The sequence below is a fragment of the Paraburkholderia sp. A1RI_3L genome (assembly GCF_048957895.1).
GTDB lineage: Bacteria > Pseudomonadota > Gammaproteobacteria > Burkholderiales > Burkholderiaceae > Paraburkholderia > Paraburkholderia kururiensis.
Genome location: NZ_JARCHA010000012.1, coordinates 109848 through 136658, shown reverse-complemented (window position 1 = coordinate 136658; position 26811 = coordinate 109848). Strand labels below are relative to the sequence as shown.

The window sequence follows — 26811 nt, the reverse complement described above, 5'->3', positions numbered from 1 at the left end:
CCATGTCGAGCCAGCACCAGGGAAGCCAGTCGGATCAGGAGCGCGTGGTCAAGGGCAAATCGCCGCGCAACGCGCTCATGGCAGTGGGGGCCATCTTCGCGTTTGCCATCGGTGCGATGGGCTTCTACTACCAGTCCAAGGTGAGCGCCCGTGACGCGGAAGAGGCGAAGCAGGACAAGGCCGCAAAGACGGCCGCGTCGGTAGACCGTACGCCCTCAAGCGATGACATCGACCGGATCATCCGCGACCAGCAGGCCCGCGCACGCGCCGACGAGGAACGCGCGCGCCACGACGCCGCGGCCGCCTCCGATGCGCAGCCAGCCGCATCGAAACCCGCGCTCTCGCTGGACCAGTACGAGCGCGACTCCAGCGGCGCGAGCCTCGCGGCAAGTGCGAAGCAGGACAACCTGTACGCATCGCCGATCTTCATTCCCGGACTGAAGATCAAGGAACAGGGTGGTCAGCAGACCGGGGCGGCGGTGCCGGTCGGGATCATGACACCCCAGCAGATGGCGATGCAGCAGCTCGTCGCGCAGCAGGCGGCAGTGGGTCAGGCCGACGCGCAGGCGAAGGCGATCGCGGCGGCAACGGGGCAGGGCAACAGCCGCACTACTTCCGGGGACCGCGACCACCAGTTCCTCAGGGATGCAAAGGCGCAGTCGGCTTCGGGCGAAGGTTTCCTGAGCGCGGGCTTCGTTGGCCAGGAAAAGCCCTGCACGCTCGCGCCCCCACACCACATTCCGATACTCACCGCCGAAGGCGAGAACTCGGACCGGCCGGGTACGGTTTCGCTCGTCGTTGAGCAGGACGTGTACGACAGTGTGACCGGCACGTGTCTCATGATCCCGAAGGGCACAACCATTACCGGTCCCTACCAGAGCGATATCCAGGTCGGGCAGGAGAGCATCGAGGTGGCCGCCACCGAGATGCGCCTGCCGAACGGCAAGGAGGTGCCGCTGTTCGGCGCACAGGGTGCCGACGAGAACGGCTATGCGGGCTTCTCCGGGGACGTCAACAACCACTTCCTGAAGATCTTCGGCGCCTCAGCGCTCACGGCCGTGCTGCTTGGCAAGTTCGACAACAACGGCGTCTCGTCGTCTACGAGCGGTCCGTATGGCGTGACGCAGGTGGGCAGTACCGCAGGTCAGGTCGCAGCACAGACTTCGCAGTCGATCCTGAGCCGCTACCAGAGCATCCCGCCGACCATCAAGGTGCCGCCTGGCAAGCGCGGCATGATCAAGGTGAACCGCGACATTCACCTGGAGCCGTACCGTGGCTAGGGATGTGCTGGCTCCGTTCCTGCTGTGGGTCGCGACGGGCTCGGTGGTGTACGCGGCGACCATCGATGAGGTCATCAGTCCCGCCGCGCTGGTGTTGGCCTCGCAGAACACGCGCAAGGTCGCGACGCTCGACGGCACGCCGGTACTTTACTGCGGACTCGCGGCTTTTCGCGCCTGGGCGTCACGCCTCGTTGGCCAGACGATCGCGAGCACGCCGGCGCAGGGCATTACCGTGCCTGTCGATAGCCGTCAGGTGTCGGTCGCGGGCCTCATGATCCGCAGCGGCTGGCTGCAGCCGCCGCAGCTCGACGACGATGCCCAGGCGGCGATGACCGAGGGCCGTGGCGGTTGGGCGTGCGCAAAGGCCGAGGTGCCCTTCGTGCTGATGCATACGAGCGTCGACCCGAAGGTGCTGGCTGGCATTGCGCTGAACGAGTCGGCATGGCACGGACGGGCGTGGCCGTGGACGCTGAACGTCGCGGGTCGAGGCTACTTCTTCCGTTCGCGCACTGACGCGTACGGTGCGATGCGCGCACTGATAGCGGCGGGTCGCTGCGACTTCGACGTGGGGATCATGCAGGTGAACTGGTGCTACCACCGGCAGCGCTTCGCATCGCCGTGGGATGCGCTCGCCCCCGCCATCAATATCCGGGTGGCGGAGTCCATCCTCAACGAGAACTACGGGCGCACCCACTCGGTCGCGAAGGCCATCGCGTACTACCACAGCGCGAATCCCGCACCTGGCAGCGCGTATCTCGCGCGCTTCGCGCATCACCTCAACCAGATCAACGCGGGCCTATGAAGCACACCGTCCTCCGACTCGCCGCGCTCGGGCTCTTCGCCGTGGTCCGTATGTCGCCTGCTGCCAGCACCGATCCGTTCGATTTCGACTACGAGATCGCGGGCGGGATCGCCGAGCGCCCGGCGCTCATCTTCAACGATGGATCGAAGACGTATATCCAGCCGCGCGCTGGCCAGATCATCAACGTCGCCGGCGGCCACGCCGAGGGGCCGTACATGGTCGTCGACGGTACGCCTTCCACGATCCAGTACAGCGTCGCGGGCCACACTGCCGTTGCAACCTGGAACCGCGCCAACGCCTTCATCGGCGGACACGGGGCGGTGCCGGGTGCGGGTGACGACCAGCCGGTTGCCTTCTCCGGCTTCAGCGGCCGCCTCGCGCTCGTGGGCGAGCGGGGCGCGCTCGAGCCGGTACGTGCACTGAATGTGACCATGCCGGTTGCCTCGATCGTGAAGGCGCTCGTGCCGCAGGGCTGGAGCGGGTCTGCACAGAAGGATGTGGACCTCACCACGCCGGACCGGTTCGAGACGCATCCGGGTGAGAACTGGATGCAGGCACTCGATCGCCTCATGGTGCAGACGGGACTCTATGCCGATGTGGACTTCGACAGGCGCCACGTGCGGCTGCGTCGCGACGTGGGCAAGTCGGCTGCGCTCAACTATGCGGCGGGCGTCGTAACGCATGCCGATCCAGCAAAGGTGGCGGCGGAGTCAGCCTCGCAGCAGGCGTCGCTTCTCGCGAAATACTTCGGCGCAAATGCAATCCGTGACGGGGACGACGCGCACACACAGATCCGTTTCGCCGCGAAGCCACAGGACGTGACTTTCGCTTCTGTCGATGGCGCGTCGCTCCACCCGAAGTGGGACGCGGACGCCGGCGTGATGACCATCGATCGCGCCGGGCGCTTCATCGTTGCCGACAGATCCCATCGCGTGGAGGTCGCGCGCCATGCAGGAACGCTGTACGACTTCGCGGGGGACAACGCTGCGCATCTGGAAGCCGTGTTTGACGAAAACGGGCAGACGTTTTTCAAGTTTGCCCCAAGCGTCATCAACGTGACCGTCGTGGACGTGCATCACCTCGGCTCCGGCGAACAGAAGGGGCGCTTCTACCGGTTCAACGGAACGTCCGACCAGTTCATCGTGACCGCCGACGGTCAGACCGTCAACGTGGTGCGTCGTCACGACGTGAAGTATGTCGAGAGCGCAGGAGCCCCGTCGTGAAGCGCTACGCCTTCTTTCCAGTGGTGGCTGTTGCCCTGGTGCCGGTGCTCTCGCGCGCGGACTGCATCGACGATGCGGCGGCCTACCAGCACATCAGTGCGCAGCTCGTACGCGCGATTGCGCGGCAGGAGTCGGGCATGCGGGCGGGCGCGATCAACGTGAACGCCAACGGCACCGAGGACATCGGGCTCATGCAGATCAACTCTTCATGGCTGCCCACGCTGGCGCGCTACGGCATCCGCCGCGAGCACCTCTTCAACGCGTGCACCAACGCCTACATCGGCACGTGGATTCTCGCGTCCAACATCCGCCAGTTCGGGCCAACCTGGAAAGCCGTTGGCGCCTACAACGCGACGTCGAGCACACGTCAGCTCGTCTACGCCAACTCGATCTACCGACGCCTGCAGGGCCACTGAAAAATGATGAACAGACACTTCCCGATGAAGGCCGGGCACCGTTACCGCGAGATCGCCCAGGCGCTGTTGGCGGTTGCCCTGGCCTGTGGCACAAGCGCTGGCATGGCCGCCATGGGACAGGGCGCGCCGACGACTGGGCCGGGTACGGCCGATGGCTGGCAGCCGCTGGTCAGTGCCGCTCCGCCGTCGGCGTCATCCGCGGTGGCGGACGCCCGGCAGGCGGGCACGCCGCTGTCCGTCCCGGCCGGTCCCGTTGCGGCCGCGGCCACGAATGGCACGGCGTCGAACACAGTCGCGTCTTCAGCAGGCGTTGCTGCCGCGTCCATGGATGTGAAGGCCGTGGTCCTGCCCGGTGCCGTACAGGTAGAGCCCACGGGCACCCTGAGCTTCAGCATCACGCCGCAGAACACGAACCTGCGCAATGCGCTGGACCGGTGGCTCCAGACGCAGGGCTGGCAGCTCGCCTGGAAGATTGATGACGACCTTCCTGTCGAGTTCAACGCGACCTTCACGGGTGACTTCCGCTCGATTCTCACCCAGGTCATGCAGGCGACCGATCACATGCGCACGCCTGCGCGCATCTGCCGCCATACCAACAACGTGATCCGCGTCATCGCGCGCGCGGCGAACTGCAAGGACTGACCATGCGCCTCTACCCGCTTCGTACCTTGATCGCAGCCGCGTGCGCTATCGCTCTCGCTGGCTGCGCCGTCACCCAGGGCGACGTGAACAGAGCCTATGACCAGGCAAACACTGCGGCCACTGCTGCGCTCGGCACGGCATCGAACGGTATTCCGCTCGTTGAGGACGTGCCCACGGCCTTCCTCGGCGACCGGCCGGTGCCGCTCGCATACGAGGCGACATTGCCCGCCGTGTTTCGCGACAAGAAAATAACGTTTCCACCCAGGATTGATATCAGGACGCTCGCCACGCTGGTGTCGAGTGCCTCGGGCTATCCCGTTCACGTGAGCCCGGACGTCTATATCCCGCGCGATTCGCTGATTCCCCGCGTGGGAGGCGACGGCAAGGCCGCCGCGCTGACCTCCGCCACGAAGACCAACGAGGATCCCGTGTACGGGCAGCAGTGTGAGCAGTGCGGCATCGGCCAGTACCTGCACGATGTCACCGAGAACCTCGGCCTCGACTGGTCGTTCGACGGTTCGACCATCACCATCAGCCGGTTCGTCACGCGGATGTTCCAGATCGCGGCGATTCCCGGCAAGGTATCGATCGAGTCGAAGATGTCCAAGGGCACCGACACGTCGACGGGCAACCAGTCGACAGGCTCGACCGGTGGTGCGAGCACCGACACGGGCGCCTTTACCGCAGTTACTTCAAGTGGTCGCAAGGGCGACTTCGACCAGATCGCGTTGATCGAGAGTGAACTGAAGCAGCTCGCCTCGCCCATGGGCAAGCTCACGGTCAATCCGCAGAGCCGTCTCGTGATGGTGTACGACACGAAGGAAGCGGCCGACCGCATGGGCGAACTGCTCAGGCACGAGAACGCGATCTCCACGCGCCAGGTGATGCTGCGTGTGCGCACGATCCAGATCGCACTGAACCGCGGCACCCAGTCGGGCGTGAACGCCGATGTGGTCTTCAACAGCATCCAGGGGGGGCTGGCGAAGTGGGCGGTCAGCTTTGCCTCGCCCACTTCGCTGGCGTCGGGTGGTGGCACGGTTGGTCTCTCGGTGCTACAGCCGAACGCGCCGTTCTCCGGGACGAACGCGGTGATCAACGCACTCAACCAGTACGGGCGCACCGTCTCGGACAACACCATCTCGAAGCTCACGCTCAACGGCCTGCCGGTTTCGGTGGCGAACTTCCACAGCGACGACTACCTGCACTCGACCTCGCCCTCCACCGGCAGCCTCACGGCCACATCAGGAGGCGTGCCGGGCCTCACGCCTGGCACGCTGACGACAGGCGACTTCCTGCACATCCTGCCAGCTGTCAACGACCACAACCAGATCGTGCTGGCCTACTGGCGCGACAGCTCGAAGCAGAACGGGCCGTTCACCTCGGCTTCCGTCGGCTCGGGCCAGACCCAGCAGGCGATCCAGCTCGCGCACACCGTTGGCAGCAAGGACGACGAGACGATCGCGCTGTCGGACGGGCAGACCGTGGTGCTCTACGGCGCGGTCACGGATACAGCCGACAGCACGACAAACGGCGGCATCGCGGGCATCACCGGCTCCTGGAACAACTCGCACACGTTCCAGGTGGTGATGCTCACCGCAACCGTTGTTCCCTCGATGTAGGCATGGGTATGCATATCACCGAACCATTGCCGGGGGAGAGGCGCGCGCGGCTCGTCTTTGGTCTGGACTGGCGAGCGTATCCGCTCAAGGGGCGAAAGGATGGCCGCGCGCGCTACGCGGAAGACTTCTCGGCCACGCACTACGTCGAGATGCCGGTCGGCGACGTGGTGCTGGGCGGATTCTGTGCGCCCGATGCTGCCGACCTGAAGCGCGTAAGGCTGTACTCGGGCGCAGCGCATGTCGCCATGCTTGAGCGCGTGCGAAGCCGGCCCGCCGTGCTGGTACTCATGCAGGACGGGCAGCGGGTGCATCTCGTCTACGTCGTGCGCGGCGCGGTGAACAACGACGAGGTGCTGGGCGTCGCGCAGGCGCAAAAGCGTCGCGACGAGATCGCACAGCAATGCCGCAGGCAGGGCGTTGCACTCGTTGTGCTCGCCGCGGGCGAGGCGGTCGCGCCGGGTGATGAACCCTTCCAGACCGTCGAGCTGCTAGCGCTGAAGAAGGCGGGAAAAATCGCGCGGGTGCCGGCGGGTGTGCCGAATGCCGTTGTGTTCCTGCTCGCCGCAGGCGTCGGCATCTTCGCGGTCCGGGAAGCGGTCAGTGTGTTCAGTCCGCCGGCGCTGCCCGCCAACGCCCAGCCCACCTGGACACAGCAGTACGAGAAGGCGGTACGCCACGAATTCGCCGTGCCGGCTCCGATGGCGTCGCAGCTTGCGCCGCGGATCATCGAGTCCGTTGCCGCGCTCGATTCGAACCGCTGGGGCTGGCAGTTCCGGGACGCGACGTGTCCGCCGTCGGGTTACTGCGTGCTCAGCTACACGCGCATGGGCGGAACCTTCGACGATTTTGCGCGCAACGCACCGGTCTCGATGCGGCCGCTCACATTTGATCGCTCGGGTCGCTCGCTCGGCGCGCGGGGCCCCGCAGTGCCAGAGGTGGCCACGGTGGTTGCGGCGCAGTCCCGGGCATGGCCGGGTGAGCAGCAGCTCATCGACCTGCTGCAGACGCCGGCCCAGCAGCTGTCCACGCGGCCGTTCGAGCTCAAGAGCTTCGGCTACTCCGTGCAGATCGGCGCGTCGCAGCCACTCATCAACACGCCACCGCCCGCGAAAGAGCGCCACGGACCGCTGATCCGTGCAGGGACATGGGAGATCGACGGATACCGCTGGCAGGCGCCGCTGCTGGAACGTCTGCCGCCAAACATGACGCTGCAAACCCTCACGGTGTCGCTCGACACGGCCGCGCCGGAGGAACTGGGGAAGGTCGGAATCAGGTTCATCGCGAAGGGCAAATACTATGTCGTCCAGTAAACATCTCACTGCTGCGCTGGGGCTGGGCTTCGCCCTCGCGACGCTCCCGTCTCTCAACGCGTTCGCGGCGCCCACGCCCTCGTTCGATGGTGCGATCTCAGCCGCGCCAGCCGTCTCATCAGTGAAAACGGCCGCCGCTACCGCGAATGCACCGCACGGGGTATCCGCGGCGCACACCGCCGCATCCAGCATCTCCGCCACGCAGACCGCTGTGGCCCGGGTCGCATCGGCGGTGCCTGCATCGCAGCCGGCTTCACCGGTGGTGGCTCCGGCGAGCGATACGCACCTGACGCTGCGCGATATCGACCAGCTCGCACGCAACAAGGTCGCCCGCGCGCTGCGCGATGGCGATGAACCCGGAGCAGGGGCGGCCGCCGCGGCAAAGGCGGCACCGGCCGCCCGCGCGGAGACGCCACCACCTGTGCCCACTTTCGTTGCGCCCGCCGTCGTGCGTACGCCGCGCGTCGATCCGGTCAACTTCGTCGGCTCCTTCTTCGACGGAGCAGGCGCGCATGTCCTCTACGAATACGACGGCGCGGTGTATCCAGCGCGGCTCGGCGAGAAGCTCCTCAACGGATGGATCGTGCGCAAGGTCGATGGCCTGTTCGTGACTGTTGCGCAAGGCAAAGCCATTCGCACGGTCGCGATGCGCGGGAGTGCTCCGGACAGCGCGGCGCCAGCAGCAGGCGCGGGTCCCGTAGCGGTGTCGGGCCCGCTTCGTGACCTTGGCGCGCCCTTGCCGACATGGATCGCGCCGTCGGCTGCGCAGTGAACTGGACATCACCGGGGGATCAACATGTCTTTCTTTGGGAACGTCGAAAACGAACCGAAACCGCGTGCGTCGATCCTGGCGCGCCTTCGGGGCTTGCGGGCAGGATTCGTCGAGGACAGCGAGGCTGCGCCCGTTGAGCCGAAGTTCGAAGGCGCGCGACCGTTGCGCCGCAACCCGGGAGCGCCCCCCGGATCGCTCGGCGCGCGGTTGCGCGACGGGGATATCACGGATGTCGAACCGATCGAGGTGTCGGAGGGCGAGCCGCCCGGTGCATCGGCGGCTGCGAGCACGGGCTTCATGGATGACGTTGAACCCGACACGGGGCGGACTGGGATCCCTTCCGCGGGCGTTTCGCCGCAACCTGCCGTTGGGTCTCTGCCGGAAACGCCGGGACATGACGCGCACGCGCGGGCGACTGCTGCTGAGACGGGTGAGGCGTGTGCGGCTGCCCCGGACAATGCGCGCGGCGACGATGCGTCGTTGCACGACGAGGGCGGTGCAAAGGTTCCTCCGCAAGACGCTGACACCGGTACGGTATCCGGTGGACGTGCCGTCGCGGTGCCGGACATCGAATACGCGCCTGTCGGCATACCCCGCCTCGTGTCGGCAGAGGCGCTGGCCGAGTTCAAGCGCATTCTGTGCGACACCACGGCCGACGCAACGCTTCGTATCACACCCGAGGCCCGGCGTAACTTCGTGGCCGTCGACATGCAGGCGGGCATGGCAGTCGTGATCACGACGCGAGAGTTTCACCAGACACCGCTCTACACCACGTACCTGCGCGATCTCGAACGGCTGCACATCGTCGTACGGGAAGAAATGATCGCGACCACCGACGTCATTGACGGCGTCTACGAGCGCGGTCGCATCCGCCTGTCCACGCATGTACCGGAGGGCTCGCGGGCAATCGCGCTGTTCCGGGACATCATGGAGGCGGGCAACGCATACGGCGCAAACGACGTGCACTGGGAGTCGCGCGACTACCAGGCCGATGCAGAACTGCGCTTCCGGGTTGACGGTGACCTCTACACCTACCGTCGCATGCCGAAGGAGACCGTGCTGCGCGCGCTGTCGGCTGCATATCAGGACCTCGTCCAGCGCAACACAAACAGCGGCAATGCGTTCCAGCCGAGTGCCGCCCAGTCGGCCATGATCCCGCTTGCGCTTGCGAGTGCAACGTTGAACATCCGCTGGCAGAGCGCCCCGCAGGTCAGCGGTTTCGACGTCGCGATGCGGCTGCTCGACGGCAATTTCCGCAACTACAGCGTGCGCATGCCAGACACGATGGGGCTGGAAGAAAGCCAGCTGGAAATCATCGGGTCGCTCGGTCACGCAAGCGGTGGTGCGGTATTGCTTTCGGGCGAGACAGGGTCGGCCAAGAGCACGCTGCTGCGTGCCCTGGCTTACATGGTGGACGGGCGCGAACTCATGAAGCAGTACGCCGTGAGCATGCCCTCCGAATACCCCATGCCGTGGCTGTCCGACCAGTCGGTCCCGCGTGGACTCGACGAGACGGAAGAAGAGTTTCGCCGCAAGGTGGCAGCGATCATCCGCACGCTCATGCGCATGGACCCCGATGATCTGACCGTCGCGGAAATCCTCGACTCGGTTGTGGCGGGTCTCGTCGTCGAACTCGCGCTGACGGGTCACCCAGTGCGCACCACGATTCACGCGGACAGCATCATCGGTGTGTTCATGCGGCTGCTCGGTGACCGCCTGCGCATGACGGCCGATGAGGTGGCATCCGAGAAATTCGTCAACGCCGTCGGCAACCAGAAGCTCATCCCGATGCTGTGTCCGCACTGCAAGCTGCCGGCGGGCGATGTGATGCGCGCGGACGATCTGGAGTTGCTGCGCACGAAGTTTGGCCTGGATGTCTCGAAGATGGCCTGCCGCAACGACGATGGCTGCGGGCACTGCCGGAAGAAGGGTCTCTTCGCGCGTGACGGCAAGGTCGCCGCTGGCACGAAGGGCCAGACGCTTGCGATGGAGCTTTACCGACCGACGCCTGAGTTTCTGGACAGGATCGCGGTGCGCGACTGGCGCGGCGCCGAAGAGGCGTGGCGCCGTGAGCGTAAGGCCGATTTCAACAGCGCGGACATGACCGGCAAGACGATCTACGAGCACGCGCTCTACAAGGCATCGCAGGGCATCATCGACCCGCGTTTCATCGACCGCTCGATGAAACCTTTCCGCACGTACCGTGTGATGCCGGACAGCGACGGGAGGATGCCGTCATGACAGGGCGTTTCATCTATCCGCTGCTCATGCGTCTGCCGTACCGGGACCGCATGAAGATTGCAACGTGGCGCTTCCAGAAGGTGCGAGAAAGCTTCTACGAGGAGTCGAAGCTCGACATCGAGGCGACGAAGGGACTGCGCAACCGTGAAACGCTCATGGAGCGGCTGGGCGTGCTCGAGGAGCGCGCCCGCAAGCGGCGTCAGATCGTGTGGATGGTCTATCGCGCGATCGGCGAGCGGCTTGGCAAGGGCGAAGGTTTCGCGATGTCGATGAAGCCGTTCGTCCCCAGCGAGGAGTACGCGCTGCTCAAGCTGGCGGAATCGTCGACGAAGGAGGATGCCGCGCGGCGCGGGTTTGAACTGTGTGCGATGACCGCCTCGGCGCGGCGGGTACTGGCGACGACGACGGCCATGCAGCTGGCCTACCCGGTGATGCTGCTTGCCTACATGTACGGGCTGGGTGCGATGTTCGGCGCGCTCATCTATCCGCAGGTGCTGGAGATCAGGCCGCTGGACCAGTGGACGGCGCCTGGGCGCTTTCTGTATGTCATCGACACGTTCTGCGCAGAGTACTGGTGGCTGAACCTCTCCGTCATCGGTGCGCTCGTCGTCGGCTACTTCTACGGACTCAAGCGTTGGACCGGGCCACTGCGTAACCGGCTCGATGCCGCGCCGCTGATGTGGCGCAACCGGCGCGATCTGCGCGCGGCACTGCTCATTGTTTCCCTGTCGGGGCTGTTCGACTCGGGCCTCACGCTCAGTGGCGCACTCGAGCGCGTGAAGGCCGACGCCGATCCCTGGCTGCGCTGGCACGTCACGCGCATGCTGCGCCGGCTGGAGCTGAAGCCGGAGGCGCCGATGCGGGCGCTTGAGACCGGGATCTTCTCGGACCTCGTGGTGGACCGTATCGCGGACGCGGAGCGGCGCGACAACTTCGTCGAAGCAGTCAAATCGCTCGGCCGCGGTTCGCTCGACCGCGTGGTGGATGCCGTGCGCCGTAATGCGCGCATTACGCACTACGTGCTGCTCACGATCGCGGCAGCACTGTTTATCGGGGTAGGCATCGGCTCCTACGCCGTCACCGGACTCGTCGGCCTGCAAAGCGCGCTTGGTGCGGGCGCAGGCAACTTCTGACAGGAAATGGACATGAAAAATACGCAACTCTCGCCGGCCCGCAGGCAGGCTATCCGTCGAATCGCTCGCAGGCGGAAGCAGAGCGGGGAACTCTCGCTCGTTGAGGCAGGAGCGGTGCTCGGTGCGATGGCACTCCTCGCCTTGATCATCTATCTTGGCGTTCCGTTCGTGCGCAACATGGTGCAGGCCGCGCACTTCAAGAGCGAGGCCACGATGTTCCACACGGGTATCCAGAACGCCACACAGAACGATGCGAACTTCGCTGGTGAGTCGCTTACGTCGCTGGCGCAAAACCATGCCTTTGACGCCGCCGGCGCACGCGTAGCGGCCGATTACAGCGCGGTGCAGGGGATGTTTGGCGGGGACGTCACGGCTACGCCCGGCACGGTTACGAACGCCAACGATGCGGTGGTGACAACGTACCCGGTGCCCGCGGCTGTGTGCTCGATGTCCGCTGCGGCGCTCTCGAACGTCTTCACCGAGGTCAGCATCAACGGCACGGTCGTCTACAGCCCGACGACGGCGTTCAGCAGCCAGACGGCCGGGCGTGCATGCGGTTCGGCGGGGCAGGTGGCGACCGTCGAGATGTACACGACGCGCAGCTGAGGAAGCACGAGCATGGGCAGCCTGATCGAGCTGGTGGTGGTGCTTGCCGCGTCGGCCATCCTGACGCTGGTGTCGATCCAGCAGGACGTCGCTAGACGCCGCAGCGAGGTGCTGGCCGCAGAAGGGCAGAACGAGGCGGTGATCGTCAACGCGCTCGCGAGCTGGGTGAGCGACAACTTCTCGAACCTGCTGACGCAGTACGCAGCGTCAGGTGGCAATCCGGTGCTGGACGCACCGACCCTAGCGCAACTGCAGGGCGCCGGCGAGCTAAAGCAGAACTACACCGCGGGGCCGTTCTGGGGCGGCGCCTATACCATCCAGATGTCGATGGTGCCCCCTGGCTGTACGCAGGCCTCGGGGACATGCCATGTCGCCTGGGCTTTTTACCCGTCATTGCCGTACACCCGCAATGGCGTGCCTGACGTGGCGGGCGCCGCGCAGATCGCGCTTGCCGGCAACAACGCCAGCAACGGGCAGTTCGGATACTCGTCGACGCGCAATTCAGCGACGGTGTACGGCATCAACGGTGCGTGGAACGCCAGCAATCCTCTGCCGGGGACGCCGGCCGCCGCGATCCTCGCGACCAACGGCGCGCTCGACGATGGCAACTCCCTCTATATCCGGCGCGATGGCACCCTCACATGGACGGGCGACCAGAACGTCAACGGCGTGAGCCTGCACAACGTCAACAACATCGACGCGACCGGGACGATCGCGGCGCCAACGCTCGCTGCATCCAACGTCGCGGTGAGTAATGCGGTCCGAACGCCCGGGACGCTGCAGGTACAGAACGCAGCCGGCACTGCTCCGGCGCCGATCAGCACCGGGGCGGCGACGGTCAATGGCAACGCGATCATTACCGGTACGGCCCAGGTCGGGAACATCGCGGTGCCGCGCACCGGGTGTAGTGGCACCGGGATAGCAGGTGACGCAGACGGGTCGGGTCTCATTCTGTCCTGCCAGCGCAGCGCAAACGGCGTGAGTCTGTGGCTGCCAATCGGTGGGACGATCCTCCGGTACGGGTACTACACCGTAGCCAACGGCTCGGGGGTGCCGGCGCCGAACTGTGCCGCGGGCGGGACGCCGCAGATCGTCATTGACGGACAGAGCCTCTATGTCGATCCGACGGCAACTGTGAATTACGGCGTGTCTGGAGCGGGGCCGTGGGTCGTCTCGATCACGGATGGCAGCGGCGCGGGCATCGGCGGATGGGCCGTCGCGACGACCTACTGTGCGTTTTGAGGAGAGGAAAGAAGTGACTCTGGGAAGAATCTTGGTTCGTGCCGCGCTGCTCGTTTGCACGTTGATTGTCTCGCAGGTGTCATCAGCGAGCCCGGTCCGCTGTTCGCCCGGCTATCAGGACTCGACATGTACGCCGGCGTTATCGAACGCGCCGCAGGCGCAGCCGCAGTGCCCGAATTCGGCGGGCTGGACGACCGGTGCAGCATCGACATGGATTGGGTCGCGATGGACTGCGCCCACGTGCGATTATCAGGCGCCACCATCGTGTCCGCCGGGTTATGACGAAACGAACGGAGCGTCGTGGAACGGCTCGACCTGGATCGGACTGGTCTGCACGCCTTCCCTCCCACATGTCACCATCGCTGACCAAGAGGCGGCCTGCCTCAATTATGGCCTTGCCCACGACTTCTATCCAATTCGCTATACGTTCACGCCGTACGAGTACAACGGCCCGTACGATGGCACGGGCACAAGCGCTTACAACACCTCGGTCCCCCTCTTGGCATGGGAGGCTACGATCGACGCGGTTTGGGTCGGCAAGGGCAGCTTTCCGCCGCCGTCTAACGTGCCAACGCAGATGATCGTCGTTAAAGGTGCAACGGTGGATGTCTGCTGGTTCACCCCGGGCACCACAAACCTCATCGGACAATACAACCTTACCGGGAACTCCGGTGGCGGCGGCGGCGGGTAAGGCATCGCGCGCCGACTGTGACCCGTCGGGGAGACAATGAAAAACGGCGTCCGTTTGACGCCGTTCCGTTCATCAGCTGTTTCTTTGCTTACCCGACTATGTTGCCTGTAGTGAACGTAAACGTCCGGGAGAAGCTGGTACCGTTGATCGTGCCGGAAATCGACACCGTGTACGTTGTGTTAGGTGACAATGGGCTCATTGGATAAGCCACCGCCTCGAACGCAGGCAGTTTCTTATTGGGATCATTCGCGGAATCGAGCAGTTGGAGAGTGATCGTGTGGCTCGACGCGTCAGTCATGCTGCCCGCTGACAAGACGATCGTATCTGAGGCGTTCCCGACGACGGCAACCGGCATTCCCCAGTTACCCGAAGTTCCCGGAGGAGTGGGCAATTCTCCACCGCTCGAGTACGGCACGCCAGTCGTCCCTTGGCATGGGAACGTCAACGGCATTGAGCCAGGCATGGTTTGAAACGTCGTAGCCATTGCTGACGACTGGATTTCCGGGAAGCCGTTGAACGTGGTTTCATTCCAGCCGATGCCAATGTTCGTTGTCGGCCAGACACCGATGCTCATGTGGTACACGCCCGACAACCAGTCATACGCGACCTGCTGTCCATACTGCGTCTCGCTCAACGTCGCATTGGTGTAGAAGCCGCCGCTTACCCCTATCGAGGACGTGCCAGTCGGATAGCCGAAATGGACCGCGCGATCGTTATACGTGATCCCGGTGAAGCCAGCGTTGCCAGACGTTTCGGTGTCAGTGATTGTCCCGCCGTTCAAGCCCATGTATGACGCATGTGCTGCCGCTGCCTGGTCCAACGTCGTGTTCTCGACTAAGGTGGGAAAACCGCATTGTTGCCGCTGCGCGTTTATCAGGTTGAAGGCTGCGAGCTGAGCGCTCGTCGTGGCGTACTGGGGCGTCGAGACGTTGGCGCTCGTCGCCGTCTGGGTTGAACTGGCGGGCGTCGAGCCAGTGCTCGACGATCCCGAACCCGAGCCGGTAGAACTACTGCCGCCGCCGCCGCCACAAGCGGCGAGGACGGCGGCCGAAGCGATTGCGAGAGCGGTGAGCGCGGAAATGTTCTTCTTCATCGTCAATGTTCCTCGGTTGTTGTGAGCCGCGCCCCTCGCGCGAGCCTAAGTCCAGTTTGCCAGGCCCATCGTGAAGTCAAGTCGCCACTTCGGTCGCGGGGCGCACTTTAGCGCTAACGGTAAGACTTTGGAATTTCTTTAAGCGCAAGCAGAAAAAACCCGCCACACAGGGCGGGTTCGATGCGCGTCGCATGGATTAAGCCGACGTACGCCGCTTCCTGTGGAAAATCCGCAGTCCGACGAACGCAACGACCAGCAGCACGGCGGTCGATTGCGGCGCAAGTCTTGCCGCGTGAGGGACGGCCTGCGCCGCCACCCACACTGAGAACAGTCCAACCAGCGCGCGACCGGTCGTGGGCCGGTTAAGTAACCGCATGAGCCTGCTGGGCCGTTCGTTGGCCCACTGCACGTACTCCTCGTTGATCATTTCAAGTCCGAGTTGCTTACCCGGTGCTGCCAGTGCTTCGCGATAAAACTTCTCGTACGCGCCAAAGCGCTCATCGCCGTAGCCGCGAAGCCATGCAGAGGTGCTTTCACGAACCATCCATGCGAGGTCTTCCATCGGCTGCGCCCTCAGTGAATGGCGCCCGCGCACCACGGGATGCTTGCCACGGCGTCCGTGATGCAGTGGCCATCCTGCTCGGCGTAATAGGCACCTGTCTCGGGGTGCTGCCAGCCAAACTGGGCCGAGCCGTCTGCACTGAAAACGACAAGCCCCGTCGGCAGGCAAGCCTGCTCAGCTGCCCCATGCATCACTTCACCCCGCCAGCGCGCGCACGCGAGACAAGCCCATTGCTGCACGAAGGGCAGTAGAAGCTGCGCTGCATTTCGATCTTCGACTCGTTGTTCGACACGATGTAGTGCGTTGCGCAGCTCCGGCACGGGGCGATCGAGAGGCGCGCGTCGGCGGCCATCGCGCGCGTAAGGTTATAGCCTCTGTCAGTGGCGAGCAGCGCGCGTCCAGCAGGGAATAGCTGGGTATAGAGATCAGCGGCCGCGATGAGTGCCTGCGGCGAATTTGCACCCATCTGCAGTGCTGCACGATACAGCCAGATGAACACCGTGGAGTGCAGGCGATGCTGGGGCCGCTCAACGGACCACTGGATCGAGTTGGGCAGATTGCCGCATGGCGAGCGCTTGCCGTGAATGGTCATGTACATCTGCCGCGTCTTGCTCTGCGGCAGCCCAAATAGCGTTGCTGCCGTGCTCGCACGGCACCCGTGAGCCATCAGCGCGGCCGCGTACATTTCGTGTGTTTCACGCCCGAGACGCAGTTCGGTCCAGCTCGCCGTGTGAGGCAGTTCGCCCGCGCGAAACGGTGTGGTTGCCATGATGTGATGAGCCACCTGTTCGACATTCAGCTCGTTCGCTGTGAACTCGAACCAGAAAGCGGGATTCACAAAGCGCCAGCGAAAGAGAGGCAGGTCGCCGATACGCTCGAGCGCAGCGCGAAGCTTGTAGCCCGGCAGACCGCCGAGATACAGCGCCAGGTCTGGCGTCATGCCGAGCAGCGGCGCGCTCAGCACGCTCATGTTGGCCACCGCCTGGACGAGGTCGAGGAACTGGCGGTTGTGGTGCTGGATCGACTGTGTTGTCAGTGCTTCGCGCTGTGCGGGCAGGCGGGCGCGCAGCTCGTCAACCGTGCGCGTCGTCGACGTGCCATCGACGAAGCAGCGCCAGTCCTCAACCGTCGGTAGTGATGGCGAGAGCATGAGAAACGGCGCGCCGAGCAGGGTGCGCAGCGATGCCTCGTTGTGTACCAGATGATCGATCTGCGAGACCTCGACCCCGTAGATGGCATTGAAGGTGGGTCGGGAAATGAGCACCTGCTTGATATGCTCGACCAGGTCGTAATTGACGGCGAGGATGCGCTGTGCGACCCAGCGCGGCAGGTGCAGTCGTGGGATGGCCTTGTAGTCGTCGGCCGTTCTCGTGCGGTTGTTCATGGTTTGCATTCTTCTTTTCGTAACGTGTGTCTCTTCGTGTGGCCAAAAGCGGCCACAGCCCCGGCGCCCCCGCGCGCGATCAGGCGGCCTTGCGTGCTGCGACTATTTCGGTGTGGAACTTTCCGACGAGGTCCGCCAGCGCCTCGAAGAGCGGCGCGAACCGGCGAGGGTTCCCCTCGGCGGTGCAGAGCAGCTGCGCGCTGTGGTAACGCTGCACGAATTCACCGAAATGACGGATGAGTTCGTTCAGCTCGCTTTCCACGCGCCGGCCCGCTTCAAGCGCCGAAGCGTTGGCTTTAAGCTGTGCTTCTATACGGGCGGCTTCGTCGGTGCGCAGTGCGATCTGCTCCTCGAGCTCCTGCGACTTCGCGAGCAGCTGGTTGAAGTGCTCGTTCATCCGCCGGACGTCCTCTTTCACCTTCGGATCGTCCTGGGCGGGTGGCCGCGTCGTCAATTCAGCCACCTGGCGACGCGCGGCGTCGAGTTCATGCTCCATGTCGTGCAACTGCTGATTCAGCGCATTCTTGCTCTGCCCAACCAGCGCAAGCTCGTTGCGCAGCCGGTCGCTCGCTGCCTGCGTTTCTGTCTGCGAGGCCCGCACCTGCTCGATTTCCTGGCGCAGTCGTTCGCTTTCGAGGTTCGCCGAGTTGAACTGCTCAAGCAGGCTTGCATACTCGTCGTTCGCGGCTTCCAGTCGCTCCTGGTCGGCGGCGATGCGGTCCTGCTGCTGGCGCAGTACCTGCACGAGCTGCTTGACGGTCCGCGTGGACATTTCGGGATTGTCCTTCCTCTTCTCGATGATCGCCTCGACGATGTCGTCGCCAACGTCGTTGCCCAGCAGCGACTGCATATCGGTCAGACGCAGGAATTCGACGGCGTCCGCGTTATCGTGAAATCGGGCATAGGCTCTCAGGTGCACGCGTATCTTCGATTTGGACATGCGATGCAGCCGTTCCAGATAGGCAAGCGCATCTGTGTTCGCGCGCTTCGTTGTCGCGGGCGTGTCGCCAAAAGTCACCGCATAGGCTGTTTGCAGCAGCCTTACTGTCTCGCCAAAACGAAAGCCGAGCGTCATGTGCTCGTGCATGATCCGTCGCACTGATTCGTTGATATCGGTGCTCGTTTGCATCAACTGCTGGATTACGTCAGCCGGCAGCTTGTCCGCAAACATGTCGTGCGCGACTGTTGAGATTTCCTGTCGTGACGGCAGGTGAATGCTGTAAAGATCCTGGATATCGCTTTCGGCGGCCGGAACAATGGCGCCATCCTCCGGGACGGTTGGATCGAAGCCGGGATCGAGGGGCAGCTTTTTCTTCGTGCTCATGCTCGTTTTTCGTGTGCGGTGTGGTGTTGAGGATGGCGGGTGCTCACAGGGCTACGGGCCTTGGGCGGGTGGCCAAAGCGCTCGCCAGTTCGAAGGTGATCGGGCTAGCGTACGCCCGCTTTTCCGTCATGCCGGATCGAAAGATGGTGAAAAACATGCAGCTTTCGCAATCGGGATGCCGATTAATCGGCATTAATTGGACTGACTTGAGGGTTTGCCCGCACACGTTTGCGGTGTTCGTCCAACTTTTCGTCAGATATCGATGCATTAAGCATAATTGCGTCCCATGCGGTCTTTATATTGACCGGCTTCTGTCCCGAGCGAAGGTATTCGTGTCGACGCATACGAAAGAAGTAGGCCAGTTCAGTTACATGAAGCAGCGACGGAGAAAGGTCGCCGTCGAGCGAACAGTCGGGCGACGCAAAGACGCCCACGCCCTCGATGCGCCATACGCGGGGAAGTTTCTCGTTAAGAAAGGCGACCTTGGTGCGGTTCTGTGCGAGCGGCGACCGTCGAGTCTCGCGGGTACCATCGGCACGGACGACTTCAAGATCGTCGTAACCCATGCCGTGCACAATGCGGCCGTGCCAGTTCTTGGTCTCGATGACGAAAAGGCCGAACGGCGTCACGAGCATGTGATCGATCTCGGCGGTGGGGAAGGGCGTGCCCGGGGCATGCTCGATTAGCACCGCTCCTGCATGAAGGTGGAAATCATCGCCGCACAGCCACGTAAGCACGCGTCGCAGTTCGGCGTCGACCACGGCTTCGCCAGTCTCGCCGCGCTGCTGCGCACGGGTGGTTGGCATTGAGCTGGAGGGCGCATATACCGGACCGGAGAAGCGCCAGCCACGTTCTTTGCGCGGGGTGCCACGCTTCGAATAGCGGTAGCCGATATAGCCAAGGATGATCACGACAATCAGGCCGAACATGTTTTGTTGCTCCAGCATGCAGTTGATGGGGTGATTCGAGTGTGCCAGACGCGGCGCGAAGTCAAGCTCCGGGTCAGTGGGATTTTTCGGCGCGTCGAGGTCGCGAGCCGGTCGCTGCGCGACGCGCTATAGCAAGAGCGGCTCTTCCGATCGGGAAACTGGAGCGCACGCGGTAGTGCAAGGTGGCCTTGCACCATCAGGTCGCAGGCGAGGACCGGAAAGCTCAACAAAAAGTGCAGCTTTTCGGGAAAAGCCGTGCAGGCGCCTGCACGCTATTGCCGCCGGCATAAGCCCCCCAGAATTCGCGATCATTCCAGCACTCGTTGTCAACCAGGCTCCGCTAACCTGCTCATATTCCCGCGTCTCCGACGCATCGAGCCTGCCGCACGGTTCTCGTGCAGCCCATTCCCTCCACATCCTCTCTCGCGAGTCCGTTCGCGGTGGCCTCTATCGGGGTTACGGCGTACGCGCTACGCGCTGGATTTCCTTGCCCGATCCGGGCATCGAAACTGCCAGGCAAAGCCTGGTCATCCCCTTGTGCGTTAATTTTTCTGGAGAGAAGGATGCTGGATCTGCTCAATCCGTATTTCAAGGACGTGCTGACCTCGCCGGCCAAGCTGCTGGCCTTGTGTCTCGTCGTCTTTCTTGCGTCAAGCTCGTTCGTCGTCAGCCTCTTTCTGGCGATGGCTGTTTGCGGCAAGCTCGCGCAGACGCTCAAGCGTAAGGCGAAGGCTCTCGAAGCTGCTGAAGCCGAAGCGGAGCGCGCGCGCGCCGAGGCTGAACGTGTGGCGGCCCTCGATGCGCTGAAGCAGGCCGCCGCGGTCGCCCGGCCGGCGCCGCCGGCACCGGCCCGGCAATACGCCAGATCGGCTGTCGTCATCCCCCTGAAGCGCACGGGGACCCACACGTAGGGGGCCCGTCATCCCTGCACCGCGGCCTTTGTCGCGGTGCACCCTCTATCCGAACCGGGAATCCATTCCCGGCCAGGGGTGCGATTGCCCGGTCCATTCCGGAGCAATCTCATGAAACAGGACGTCGCTGCCTGGCAGCTTGACATCTTCGGCGGCGAGGCCACTCCGGTACTCGTCGTTCAACCCAGACCCGATCCGCTTCCCGATCCGCGGCACTGGAGTCCATCCGTACGCGAGGCGATGGTAGATGCGCTCGTCTCGCTGGCGCGCGACAGCCGCCGCGGCGACCGCATGCCCGAGTCGCTGATGGACTGCGCAACGATGCTCAGCGAGCGCCTGCGTAACGTGAAAGTCGACGTCGACGACTATCGTGCGACCCTGGGCTGGATCATGGGCTACTGGGCCGGGGCCTTGCCGTATGAGCACGTCTGCAGCGTCAACGGCATCGATCCCGAAGCGATGCAGCAGGTGATCCTTGACACGCCACTACTTGCGCGTGATCTCGAGGAGCTGCGCCGAATTTGTTTCGGCTCCCTGCTTTAGGAGGTCTCATGGCTGCGATTCATCTTCTCCGCGCATTTGCCGAACTGTTTCCTTCCTTGTCCCTGGATCCAGGGCATACCGCCCGACCTTCCCCATCACAAACTGTTGCCCCACAGACCCGCGAAGTTGGTCACGGCGCAAGCAACGAGACGTTCGTCTTTATCTGCGGGGTTCCCCACCTGTTCGTTGACGAGGGGAGCTGCATCGTGCAGTTCCGCCCGGCATTCGACGAGGGGCCGCGCGACACGCCCTTCGGCACCAAGATCCTGCCGGAGACCGAGCCGCACTGGTCAGTTCTTCGCGAGCATTGCGGTTCGCTGAAAGACGCGATCGCATCTGCGATCCGCGCGGAGGGCACACCGCAAGTCGTGTCTGCGCCTGGTACCCGGCAGGCGTCGGACGCCGCGGCCCATGCAGGTCGGGTTGAAGCGCCGCTGGCTGCTGGCGACGACGATGTCCGCTCCGAGCCACGCACCGCACGCGAACGCGCGCCACGTCGTGACGGTCACGGAGCGGCGACTACTGGCCGCGTACTCGGTTGGGGCGAGGAACAGTTCCCGAGCCGCAAGCCGCAGGGCAAGCCGTTTTACACCTCGTTTGCCATGCACATCGACACGCTGGCGGGAGAGCGCGTCTTGCAGGGCGAAGGCCTGAAGGACGCAATCGCGCAAAGCGGCTGTTGTGTCGGCGACATCGTCACGGTCAGACGTCTGGAAAAAATCAAGGTACCCGCGTTCACGGACAGTGGGCGCCCCATCATCAGGAACAACCAGCAGGTCCTCTGGGATAAGTGGCTCTGGTCGATCACACGTTAACAGGAGTTTTTCATGGCATCAGTGAACAAGGTCATCCTCGTCGGCAATCTCGGCGCGGACCCCGAGGTGCGTTACATGCCCAGCGGCGACGCCGTGGCCAGCATCCGTCTTGCCACGACCGACCGCTATAAGGACCGGGCGTCGGGCGAGATGAAGGAAGCAACGGAGTGGCACTGCGTCGTCTTCTTCGGTCGCCTCGCAGAGATTGTCAGCGAGTACCTGAAGAAGGGATCGTCGGTCTACATCGAAGGGCGCATCCGCACCCGCAAATGGCAGGCTCAGGACGGCACCGACCGTTACTCCACCGAAATCGTCGCGGACCAGATGCAGATGCTCGGCGGTCGCAGCGGCGGCGCCCAGCGCGATGCCGCAGGCGACAATGGTTTCGAGAGCACGTCGCAGGGCCGCGGCCAGCAGCCGTCGCGGGAGCAGCGTCATGACCCGCGGGCTACAACCGGAACGCGCGCACAGCCGCCGCAATCCTCAGCTGGTGCTGGCGCCGGTATGCGTGTGCCGGCCGGTGGTGGCTTCGACGAGATGTCGGACGACATTCCCTTCGGCCCGGCCTATGCCCGCGCGGCATGGTCTGCCATCTGATCCCGGAACCGCTCACCGTTCGGCATTGTTGATCCCGTAAATCCTCACCCATCGTCTTCGTGGCGCACCCTCCGGTGCGTCACGCGACGATCTTCCTGCCCGTGCGCGGTCCGCTGCGCACCCACCTGCTCTGCACATCGCAACCCTGTTCAAAGGAGTCGCCCGCGAGAGGCAGACGGCTCCTTTGAGCACGCGTTTCCCACGCCTGTCTCAGGCACCGACCCAATCCACTTCCACAACGGAGAGTGACTATGAGTACATCTGGACGCGGGCTGTCACCCGAGCAGTACGAGTGGCTGCAACGCAGGCTGAAGGAATTCACGCTCTCTCCGGAGGCATGGATTTCGACCTTGATGAGTTATGGCATCGCCGCGAGCTACCTGACCGGAAAGGCGTGCGCCTGCCCGGTCTGCGGCGGAGACGACCGCTTTACCTACGACAACAAGCTGGGCCGTGGTGACTGGATCTGTCGTCAGTGTGACGACGGCAGACCCATGGCAGGAGACGGGCTACAGCTTATCGCGCGAGTGAACCGCATCGGGCTCTTCCGATTGATGCGGCAACTCGACGGCGGCTCACCACCGCCGCCAGCGCGCCGCAGTGCGAACGTGAATGCCCCCGCGCCGAAGCGCTGGGCAAGTCCTGAATTCGCCGCGAAATGGCTCAACGGCATCTGGAACAGCGCTCGCCTGCAGGCCGTGGGCGACCTCTCGATGCGCTATCTGCACGAGCGGGTACCCGGCCTCACGGCCGGTCCGTCACCGGCGCTGCGCCTGGGCATGCTGGAGTACAGGCATGACGACAAGGTGCTCGGCAAATGGCCTGGCATCGTTGCTCGCTTTGAGCTACCTGACGGGCGGCTTGGAACGCTGCACCGGACGTTCCTCGATCCGGTCAAGCCGGAGAAAGCGACGATCGTGGCGCCGGATGGCGAGATCCTTGATTCAAAGCTCAACGGCATGACGCTGAACCCGCTCGCGGGCGGCGCCGTGCGCCTGATGGACCCGGTCGACGGCGAGATCGGTGTAGGGGAGGGACTCGAGACCGTATACGGCGCTCACATGGATTCGGGCGTGCCGGTCTGGTACTGCCTGAACCGCATCCAGCTCTCCCAGTTCGTGGTGCCGGAAGGGATGGGCATCAAGGTCGTGCACGTCTTCATGGACTTCGACCACGTCGATCCGAAGACGCGGCAGTCGCCTGGTGTAGCGGCTGCGATGATGCTCGCGAAGCGCCTGCGCGCGGAGGGCTACACCGTCGTGCTGCATCGTCCAAAGTTGCGCGGAACCGACTTCGCGGACCAGTGGAAAGCGCGATGGATCGCGGCGCGTGAAGCGCGATCCGCTGTTCGGCTTGCCACACATGCTGAACGTCGCACCCTGGCCATCTGATTGACCGCCGGCCTGTCCGGCGCATTTCGTGAACCAGCCCGGTGGGGATTCGTCCCCGCCGGGGACACTCCGTCGGGCTCTTTTCCTTTGAGGCAGAAAATGAGCTATTTCCAGATGATCGTTGGCAAGCGATTTACGATTGTCGCGACCGACGGCAACCGGCCGGTATGCAAATCCGAGGCGGTCGCGTTCGACGTGTTCGATCGGAATGCGTGCAGGACTGTTGCCGAAGGGCAGCCGTTCGAAGCGGCATTCGACTTCTGCACCGCGAGGCTCGCAATCAAGGCCGCCAGACCTCTGCAGTAATTTCCCCCTGAAACGACGGCGGGTCCCACAACAACTGTGGGACCCGCCTTTTTTTTCGTCTGTGCTGAGCGCTAACGCCCGAGTCGCGTCCACCAGCCAAACACGCGCAGCGCGCCGAGAAGGACGTACCAGCCGCCCACCGCCCAGAAGAGGGCGACCTCGATAACGATGAAGGCGACGGTGGTGAAGTTCCTGAAGCCATGTTCGTGCAGGACAACCATGATGGGAATGGCCAGGAGGCATGCCGCGGCGACGGCCGCGCGACGGGCCAGCCAGTGCCAGCCCGTGAAAGCGGCCCATGCCTTTGCGAGGAAGTCCATCATTCGGTCCCGCGTTGCTGATACGCATCGAGCAGGCAGCCAACCTTCCAGCCGGCAACGACGGCGGCCACGCACGCGGCGATGAACAGCCAGGTCAGCGGCTCTGTCAGGCGCTGGCCGTGAAGGATCGCGTTCACAAGCTGGTATTCCATCTGCATTCTCCGTTTATGCGGTCTTGCACCGGCGAACGATCGTTGATCATATCCCCGGCGCATTGATTTATCTTCGCACACCGCGCCCAAAGTCAACCGCGGATCAGTCGAGGTATCCCGCCAGCTGGCTGCCGATCGCGTCGCCAACCATCGGGTCGACATCGACCGAGCCTCCCAGGCGCAGCGCCTGGATGCCCCGGGCTGGGCCTCCCGGACTTCGCGGGATGGGGAGCGCGTCGCCGCCGACGTCGGATTCATACGAAGGCTCGCGCCCGGCCGCATGCGATGCTGGTCCGCCCGCCCGTGTGCTTTCCGGCAACAGCTCGCCCGTCAATTCAAGCCGCAACACCTTCTCTGCGAGCGCGCGCAGCACGGCAGCCCGCTCGCGGGCCGTTGCACACTGGCTCAGTCTCGCATGAAGCAGGGGGCAGACGAGTGGATTGATCGTCACCGCCATTTCGTACTTGTCGCTCATGCTGCGCGCCGCTCCCGTGCGAGGAGTGCCTCCCCGATGATCAGAAAGCCGCGGGCGTTCGCGAGGCATGGTGAATCGATCAGTTCGATGACGACGCGCGGGAACGCTTCGCGGATCGCCGCGGCGTAGAGCGCGGCACCGCCTCCCGAGAGGATGATCGAGCGCACGTTCGGGAGCCTTCCCACGCTCGTCTGCATTTCCTTCACGACGCCTGTAATAACCGGCTCCGCGCGTTTGAGGTACGGGGCCAGGGCGATGTCCTTTCCATAGAAGAAGAACGGCTTCTGTTCCCGAAGCGCCTTGTCGATAAGCTCGATGCTGTCCACCTCCTCGCCTTCGTCGCGCGCGATCAGATTCGCGATGCGCTGCGAGATCTGCGATGCTCCGCCCGGCATTCCACCGCTGAGCTTGTCGTCCATGGTCAGGCCGTTCGCGTACACCCAGTCCGTCGTGAAATATCCGACGTCCACGACCAGATGCGCGTCGCTCCCACCGAAGCCTCCCGGACGTGCGCTCGTAGCAAGCACGAGTGACCCCAGGGGCTGCGGGATCACGATGACCTTGTCGATCACAACAGGCCCGAACCCGAAGTCATGCTCACCAGCGAAACGCTCCTTGAGTGCGGCAGCGAACTTCTTCATGTTGTGCACAGGGAGCCCGAGCACGAGCCGGTCGATGTGCGTGACGCCCGCGAAGTGGATCGCACCGAAGAGCAGCGCAGCGTAGTTGTTCGTAAGGACATAGTCGTCGGCGAGTGCGCGCCCCGTCTTGCCATAGGCGGCCGTGAGCGAGACGTCGGGACCGACCTCATACTCGATCTGGTCGACGATGACGGTAGCGACCTTGCGGGACTTCAGGACGCCCTCGCCGTATCCCGCTAGCGCACGGCTCGCGGCGAGCGGCGCGAGCGAAGGGAACATGCCTGCCGCGACAGTACCGCTGGCCGCACGGTATGCATATTTAGTATTGCCGTAGCCGACGTCGATTGCGAAGACGGGGGTTTTCATGGAAGTGTGTTCCTCAGACAGGTTGGACTGGATTCACTGTCAAAGCCGGACATAATCTCCGGCTTCGTTGGCGGGCAGAGGGCGAAGTCGGACATAAAGTCGGAGATACCAATCAGCGTCCGAGGAATCTCCGACATAAACCCGGAGATTGCAATGGACTGCCAGGCAACTCCGGGATTAACTCCGACATTGCGATGACCAGTCTAGCGAGCGGCGTGAGAAGTCAAGTCCGCGAAAGCAGATGCGTTCCGGCGAGCTTTTGGGTGTGTGCGCTTGCGGCGGCCGGCTATTCTTGGCAATACCTGCCGCGTCCCTGACGCATCGACCTGAAGTGCAACGCGCTTTCGTGCGTCCTCAATCTGGCCTCCTTGGCCATCGTCCCCAGCCCGCGAGGGCACGTTTTTTCCCCACTGTCCGCGTTCCATTGTGACGCGGCTTTTTTTCAATCGGATCAAGTCCACGGTGGTCCACCATGAGGACCACCGGACAGTGCGATATCCATACGATCGGCGGGTGTCCGCCGCGATGATGCGCAATGAGGAAATGTGGACGCGGACAGCCGGACAGTTCGCGACCTGCCTCATGTGCACTACACACGTCCTTTCAGCACACCACGCTGGGTGCGTTCAGGAGGCCCGATACACCGCGGCTGACGTGAACGTGCTTGGGGACGGGGGAGATCCTGCGCGCTGGCTACGCCGGCGTTTCGCGACTCCCTGAACGGAAGACAGACCGGTTCGCGCGACCGAGAGCAGAACAGCGCAACAGGAATTGCCCGGCAGTTGACCCGGGCGCGGATGGACCGCGAAAGCGTGCTCCGCGTCCAGACGTAGGTATGCGTCCGGGGTCGGTCGGGTAGCCACGGCAGGCGGAAGTTAGCAGTAGAGGCGGGCAGAGTATGCGCGAAGCGCCATGCCCCGCGCCGCAGCAGGTGGACAGTCGGAACGCATCTCTTCCGTGCGTCGGGCTGATCGGATGGAATCGCTAAAGGTAGGGAAGGCAGCAAACCCCACGCCGGGGGCAAC

Annotated in this window: 28 protein-coding genes; 19 read left to right on the top strand and 9 right to left on the bottom strand. The window is 64.0% G+C overall.

Features of this window, described 5'->3' with window-relative positions; translation table 11 throughout:
* Window positions 1–2 precede the first annotated feature (2 nt).
* From PXJ20_RS27025 to PXJ20_RS26965, 13 genes are all read left to right on the top strand, one after another.
* Window positions 3–1280, top strand: a complete 1278-nt coding sequence (locus PXJ20_RS27025) for a TrbI/VirB10 family protein (RefSeq protein WP_421032800.1) — start codon at window positions 3–5, stop codon at window positions 1278–1280.
* Window positions 1273–2082, top strand: a complete 810-nt coding sequence (locus PXJ20_RS27020; protein WP_421032799.1) for a transglycosylase SLT domain-containing protein — start codon at window positions 1273–1275, stop codon at window positions 2080–2082. The genes PXJ20_RS27025 and PXJ20_RS27020 overlap by 8 nt, the downstream gene beginning before the upstream one ends.
* Window positions 2079–3305 (top strand): hypothetical protein, encoded by a 1227-nt coding sequence (locus PXJ20_RS27015; protein WP_421032798.1) that lies wholly within the window; start codon window positions 2079–2081, stop codon window positions 3303–3305. Before PXJ20_RS27020 ends, PXJ20_RS27015 begins: the two co-directional genes overlap by 4 nt.
* Complete coding sequence (locus tag PXJ20_RS27010) at window positions 3302–3721, top strand: lytic transglycosylase domain-containing protein (RefSeq protein WP_421032797.1); 420 nt, start codon at window positions 3302–3304, stop codon at window positions 3719–3721. The genes PXJ20_RS27015 and PXJ20_RS27010 overlap by 4 nt, the downstream gene beginning before the upstream one ends.
* A 3-nt stretch (window positions 3722–3724) precedes the next feature.
* Window positions 3725–4363: a toxin co-regulated pilus biosynthesis Q family protein gene (locus PXJ20_RS27005; protein ID WP_421057451.1), complete on the top strand. Its 639-nt coding sequence runs from the start codon at window positions 3725–3727 to the stop codon at window positions 4361–4363.
* A 2-nt stretch (window positions 4364–4365) separates the two neighbouring features.
* Window positions 4366–5982 carry a type II secretory pathway protein gene (locus tag PXJ20_RS27000; RefSeq protein ID WP_421032795.1) on the top strand — a complete coding sequence of 539 codons (1617 nt, stop codon included), beginning with the start codon at window positions 4366–4368 and terminating at the stop codon, window positions 5980–5982.
* An 8-nt stretch (window positions 5983–5990) separates the two neighbouring features.
* Window positions 5991–7292 carry a hypothetical protein gene (locus tag PXJ20_RS26995; protein WP_421057450.1) on the top strand — a complete coding sequence of 434 codons (1302 nt, stop codon included), beginning with the start codon at window positions 5991–5993 and terminating at the stop codon, window positions 7290–7292.
* A complete protein-coding gene (locus tag PXJ20_RS26990; RefSeq protein WP_126879553.1) occupies window positions 7279–8064 on the top strand; it encodes a hypothetical protein in 786 nt (261 codons plus the stop codon). The genes PXJ20_RS26995 and PXJ20_RS26990 overlap by 14 nt, the downstream gene beginning before the upstream one ends.
* A gap of 162 nt (window positions 8065–8226) precedes the next feature.
* Entirely contained in the window at window positions 8227–10305 is a 2079-nt protein-coding gene (locus PXJ20_RS26985) for an ATPase, T2SS/T4P/T4SS family (protein WP_421057449.1), read from the top strand.
* Window positions 10302–11438 carry a type II secretion system F family protein gene (locus tag PXJ20_RS26980; protein ID WP_126879555.1) on the top strand — a complete coding sequence of 379 codons (1137 nt, stop codon included), beginning with the start codon at window positions 10302–10304 and terminating at the stop codon, window positions 11436–11438. Before PXJ20_RS26985 ends, PXJ20_RS26980 begins: the two co-directional genes overlap by 4 nt.
* A 12-nt stretch (window positions 11439–11450) precedes the next feature.
* On the top strand, window positions 11451–12044 hold the full coding sequence (locus tag PXJ20_RS26975) for a type 4 pilus major pilin (RefSeq protein ID WP_421032792.1): 594 nt from the start codon (window positions 11451–11453) through the stop codon (window positions 12042–12044).
* A gap of 12 nt (window positions 12045–12056) precedes the next feature.
* Window positions 12057–13286: a hypothetical protein gene (locus tag PXJ20_RS26970; RefSeq protein WP_421032791.1), complete on the top strand. Its 1230-nt coding sequence runs from the start codon at window positions 12057–12059 to the stop codon at window positions 13284–13286.
* A 13-nt stretch (window positions 13287–13299) separates the two neighbouring features.
* A complete protein-coding gene (locus tag PXJ20_RS26965) occupies window positions 13300–13977 on the top strand; it encodes a hypothetical protein (protein WP_421032790.1) in 678 nt (225 codons plus the stop codon).
* Between the two features lie 88 nt (window positions 13978–14065).
* Here PXJ20_RS26965 and PXJ20_RS26960 read toward each other — a convergent pair whose 3' ends face one another.
* The 5 genes from PXJ20_RS26960 to PXJ20_RS26940 form a co-directional block, all read right to left on the bottom strand.
* Complete coding sequence (locus PXJ20_RS26960) at window positions 14066–15070, bottom strand: CAP domain-containing protein (RefSeq protein ID WP_421032789.1); 1005 nt, start codon at window positions 15068–15070, stop codon at window positions 14066–14068.
* Window positions 15071–15266: 196 nt separating this feature from the next.
* On the bottom strand, window positions 15267–15632 hold the full coding sequence (locus PXJ20_RS26955; RefSeq protein WP_421032788.1) for a hypothetical protein: 366 nt from the start codon (window positions 15630–15632) through the stop codon (window positions 15267–15269).
* Window positions 15633–15822: 190 nt separating this feature from the next.
* Window positions 15823–17016: a FlhC family transcriptional regulator gene (locus PXJ20_RS26950; protein ID WP_421032787.1), complete on the bottom strand. Its 1194-nt coding sequence runs from the start codon at window positions 17014–17016 to the stop codon at window positions 15823–15825.
* Between the two features lie 79 nt (window positions 17017–17095).
* Window positions 17096–18340, bottom strand: coding sequence for a hypothetical protein (locus PXJ20_RS26945; RefSeq protein ID WP_421032786.1), 1245 nt, complete (start codon window positions 18338–18340; stop codon window positions 17096–17098).
* A gap of 182 nt (window positions 18341–18522) precedes the next feature.
* Window positions 18523–19269, bottom strand: coding sequence for a nuclease-related domain-containing protein (locus PXJ20_RS26940; protein WP_421032785.1), 747 nt, complete (start codon window positions 19267–19269; stop codon window positions 18523–18525).
* A 563-nt stretch (window positions 19270–19832) separates the two neighbouring features.
* Between PXJ20_RS26940 and PXJ20_RS26935 the strand changes: the two genes are divergently transcribed.
* From PXJ20_RS26935 to PXJ20_RS26910, 6 genes are all read left to right on the top strand, one after another.
* A complete protein-coding gene (locus PXJ20_RS26935; protein WP_421032784.1) occupies window positions 19833–20180 on the top strand; it encodes a hypothetical protein in 348 nt (115 codons plus the stop codon).
* Between the two features lie 111 nt (window positions 20181–20291).
* A complete protein-coding gene (locus PXJ20_RS26930) occupies window positions 20292–20723 on the top strand; it encodes a hypothetical protein (protein WP_126879564.1) in 432 nt (143 codons plus the stop codon).
* An 8-nt stretch (window positions 20724–20731) separates the two neighbouring features.
* A complete protein-coding gene (locus tag PXJ20_RS26925; RefSeq protein ID WP_126879565.1) occupies window positions 20732–21538 on the top strand; it encodes a hypothetical protein in 807 nt (268 codons plus the stop codon).
* Window positions 21539–21550: 12 nt separating this feature from the next.
* Entirely contained in the window at window positions 21551–22135 is a 585-nt protein-coding gene (locus PXJ20_RS26920) for a single-stranded DNA-binding protein (RefSeq protein WP_421032783.1), read from the top strand.
* 251 nt (window positions 22136–22386) lie between these two features.
* On the top strand, window positions 22387–23526 hold the full coding sequence (locus tag PXJ20_RS26915; protein WP_421032782.1) for a primase-helicase zinc-binding domain-containing protein: 1140 nt from the start codon (window positions 22387–22389) through the stop codon (window positions 23524–23526).
* Complete coding sequence (locus tag PXJ20_RS26910) at window positions 23527–23832, top strand: hypothetical protein (RefSeq protein ID WP_255219129.1); 306 nt, start codon at window positions 23527–23529, stop codon at window positions 23830–23832.
* A gap of 71 nt (window positions 23833–23903) precedes the next feature.
* On the opposite strand, the gene PXJ20_RS26905 is transcribed toward PXJ20_RS26910, so the two are convergent.
* The 4 genes from PXJ20_RS26905 to PXJ20_RS26890 form a co-directional block, all read right to left on the bottom strand.
* The gene (locus tag PXJ20_RS26905; RefSeq protein ID WP_421032781.1) at window positions 23904–24155 is read right to left on the bottom strand and encodes a hypothetical protein; all 252 of its coding nucleotides are present in this window, start codon (window positions 24153–24155) and stop codon (window positions 23904–23906) included.
* Entirely contained in the window at window positions 24152–24304 is a 153-nt protein-coding gene (locus tag PXJ20_RS26900; protein ID WP_156125940.1) for a hypothetical protein, read from the bottom strand. The genes PXJ20_RS26905 and PXJ20_RS26900 overlap by 4 nt, the downstream gene beginning before the upstream one ends.
* A 103-nt stretch (window positions 24305–24407) precedes the next feature.
* Window positions 24408–24779 carry a hypothetical protein gene (locus PXJ20_RS26895; protein WP_421032780.1) on the bottom strand — a complete coding sequence of 124 codons (372 nt, stop codon included), beginning with the start codon at window positions 24777–24779 and terminating at the stop codon, window positions 24408–24410.
* Window positions 24776–25786 carry a PRTRC system protein D gene (locus tag PXJ20_RS26890; protein ID WP_421032779.1) on the bottom strand — a complete coding sequence of 337 codons (1011 nt, stop codon included), beginning with the start codon at window positions 25784–25786 and terminating at the stop codon, window positions 24776–24778. Before PXJ20_RS26890 ends, PXJ20_RS26895 begins: the two co-directional genes overlap by 4 nt.
* Window positions 25787–26811 lie beyond the last annotated feature (1025 nt).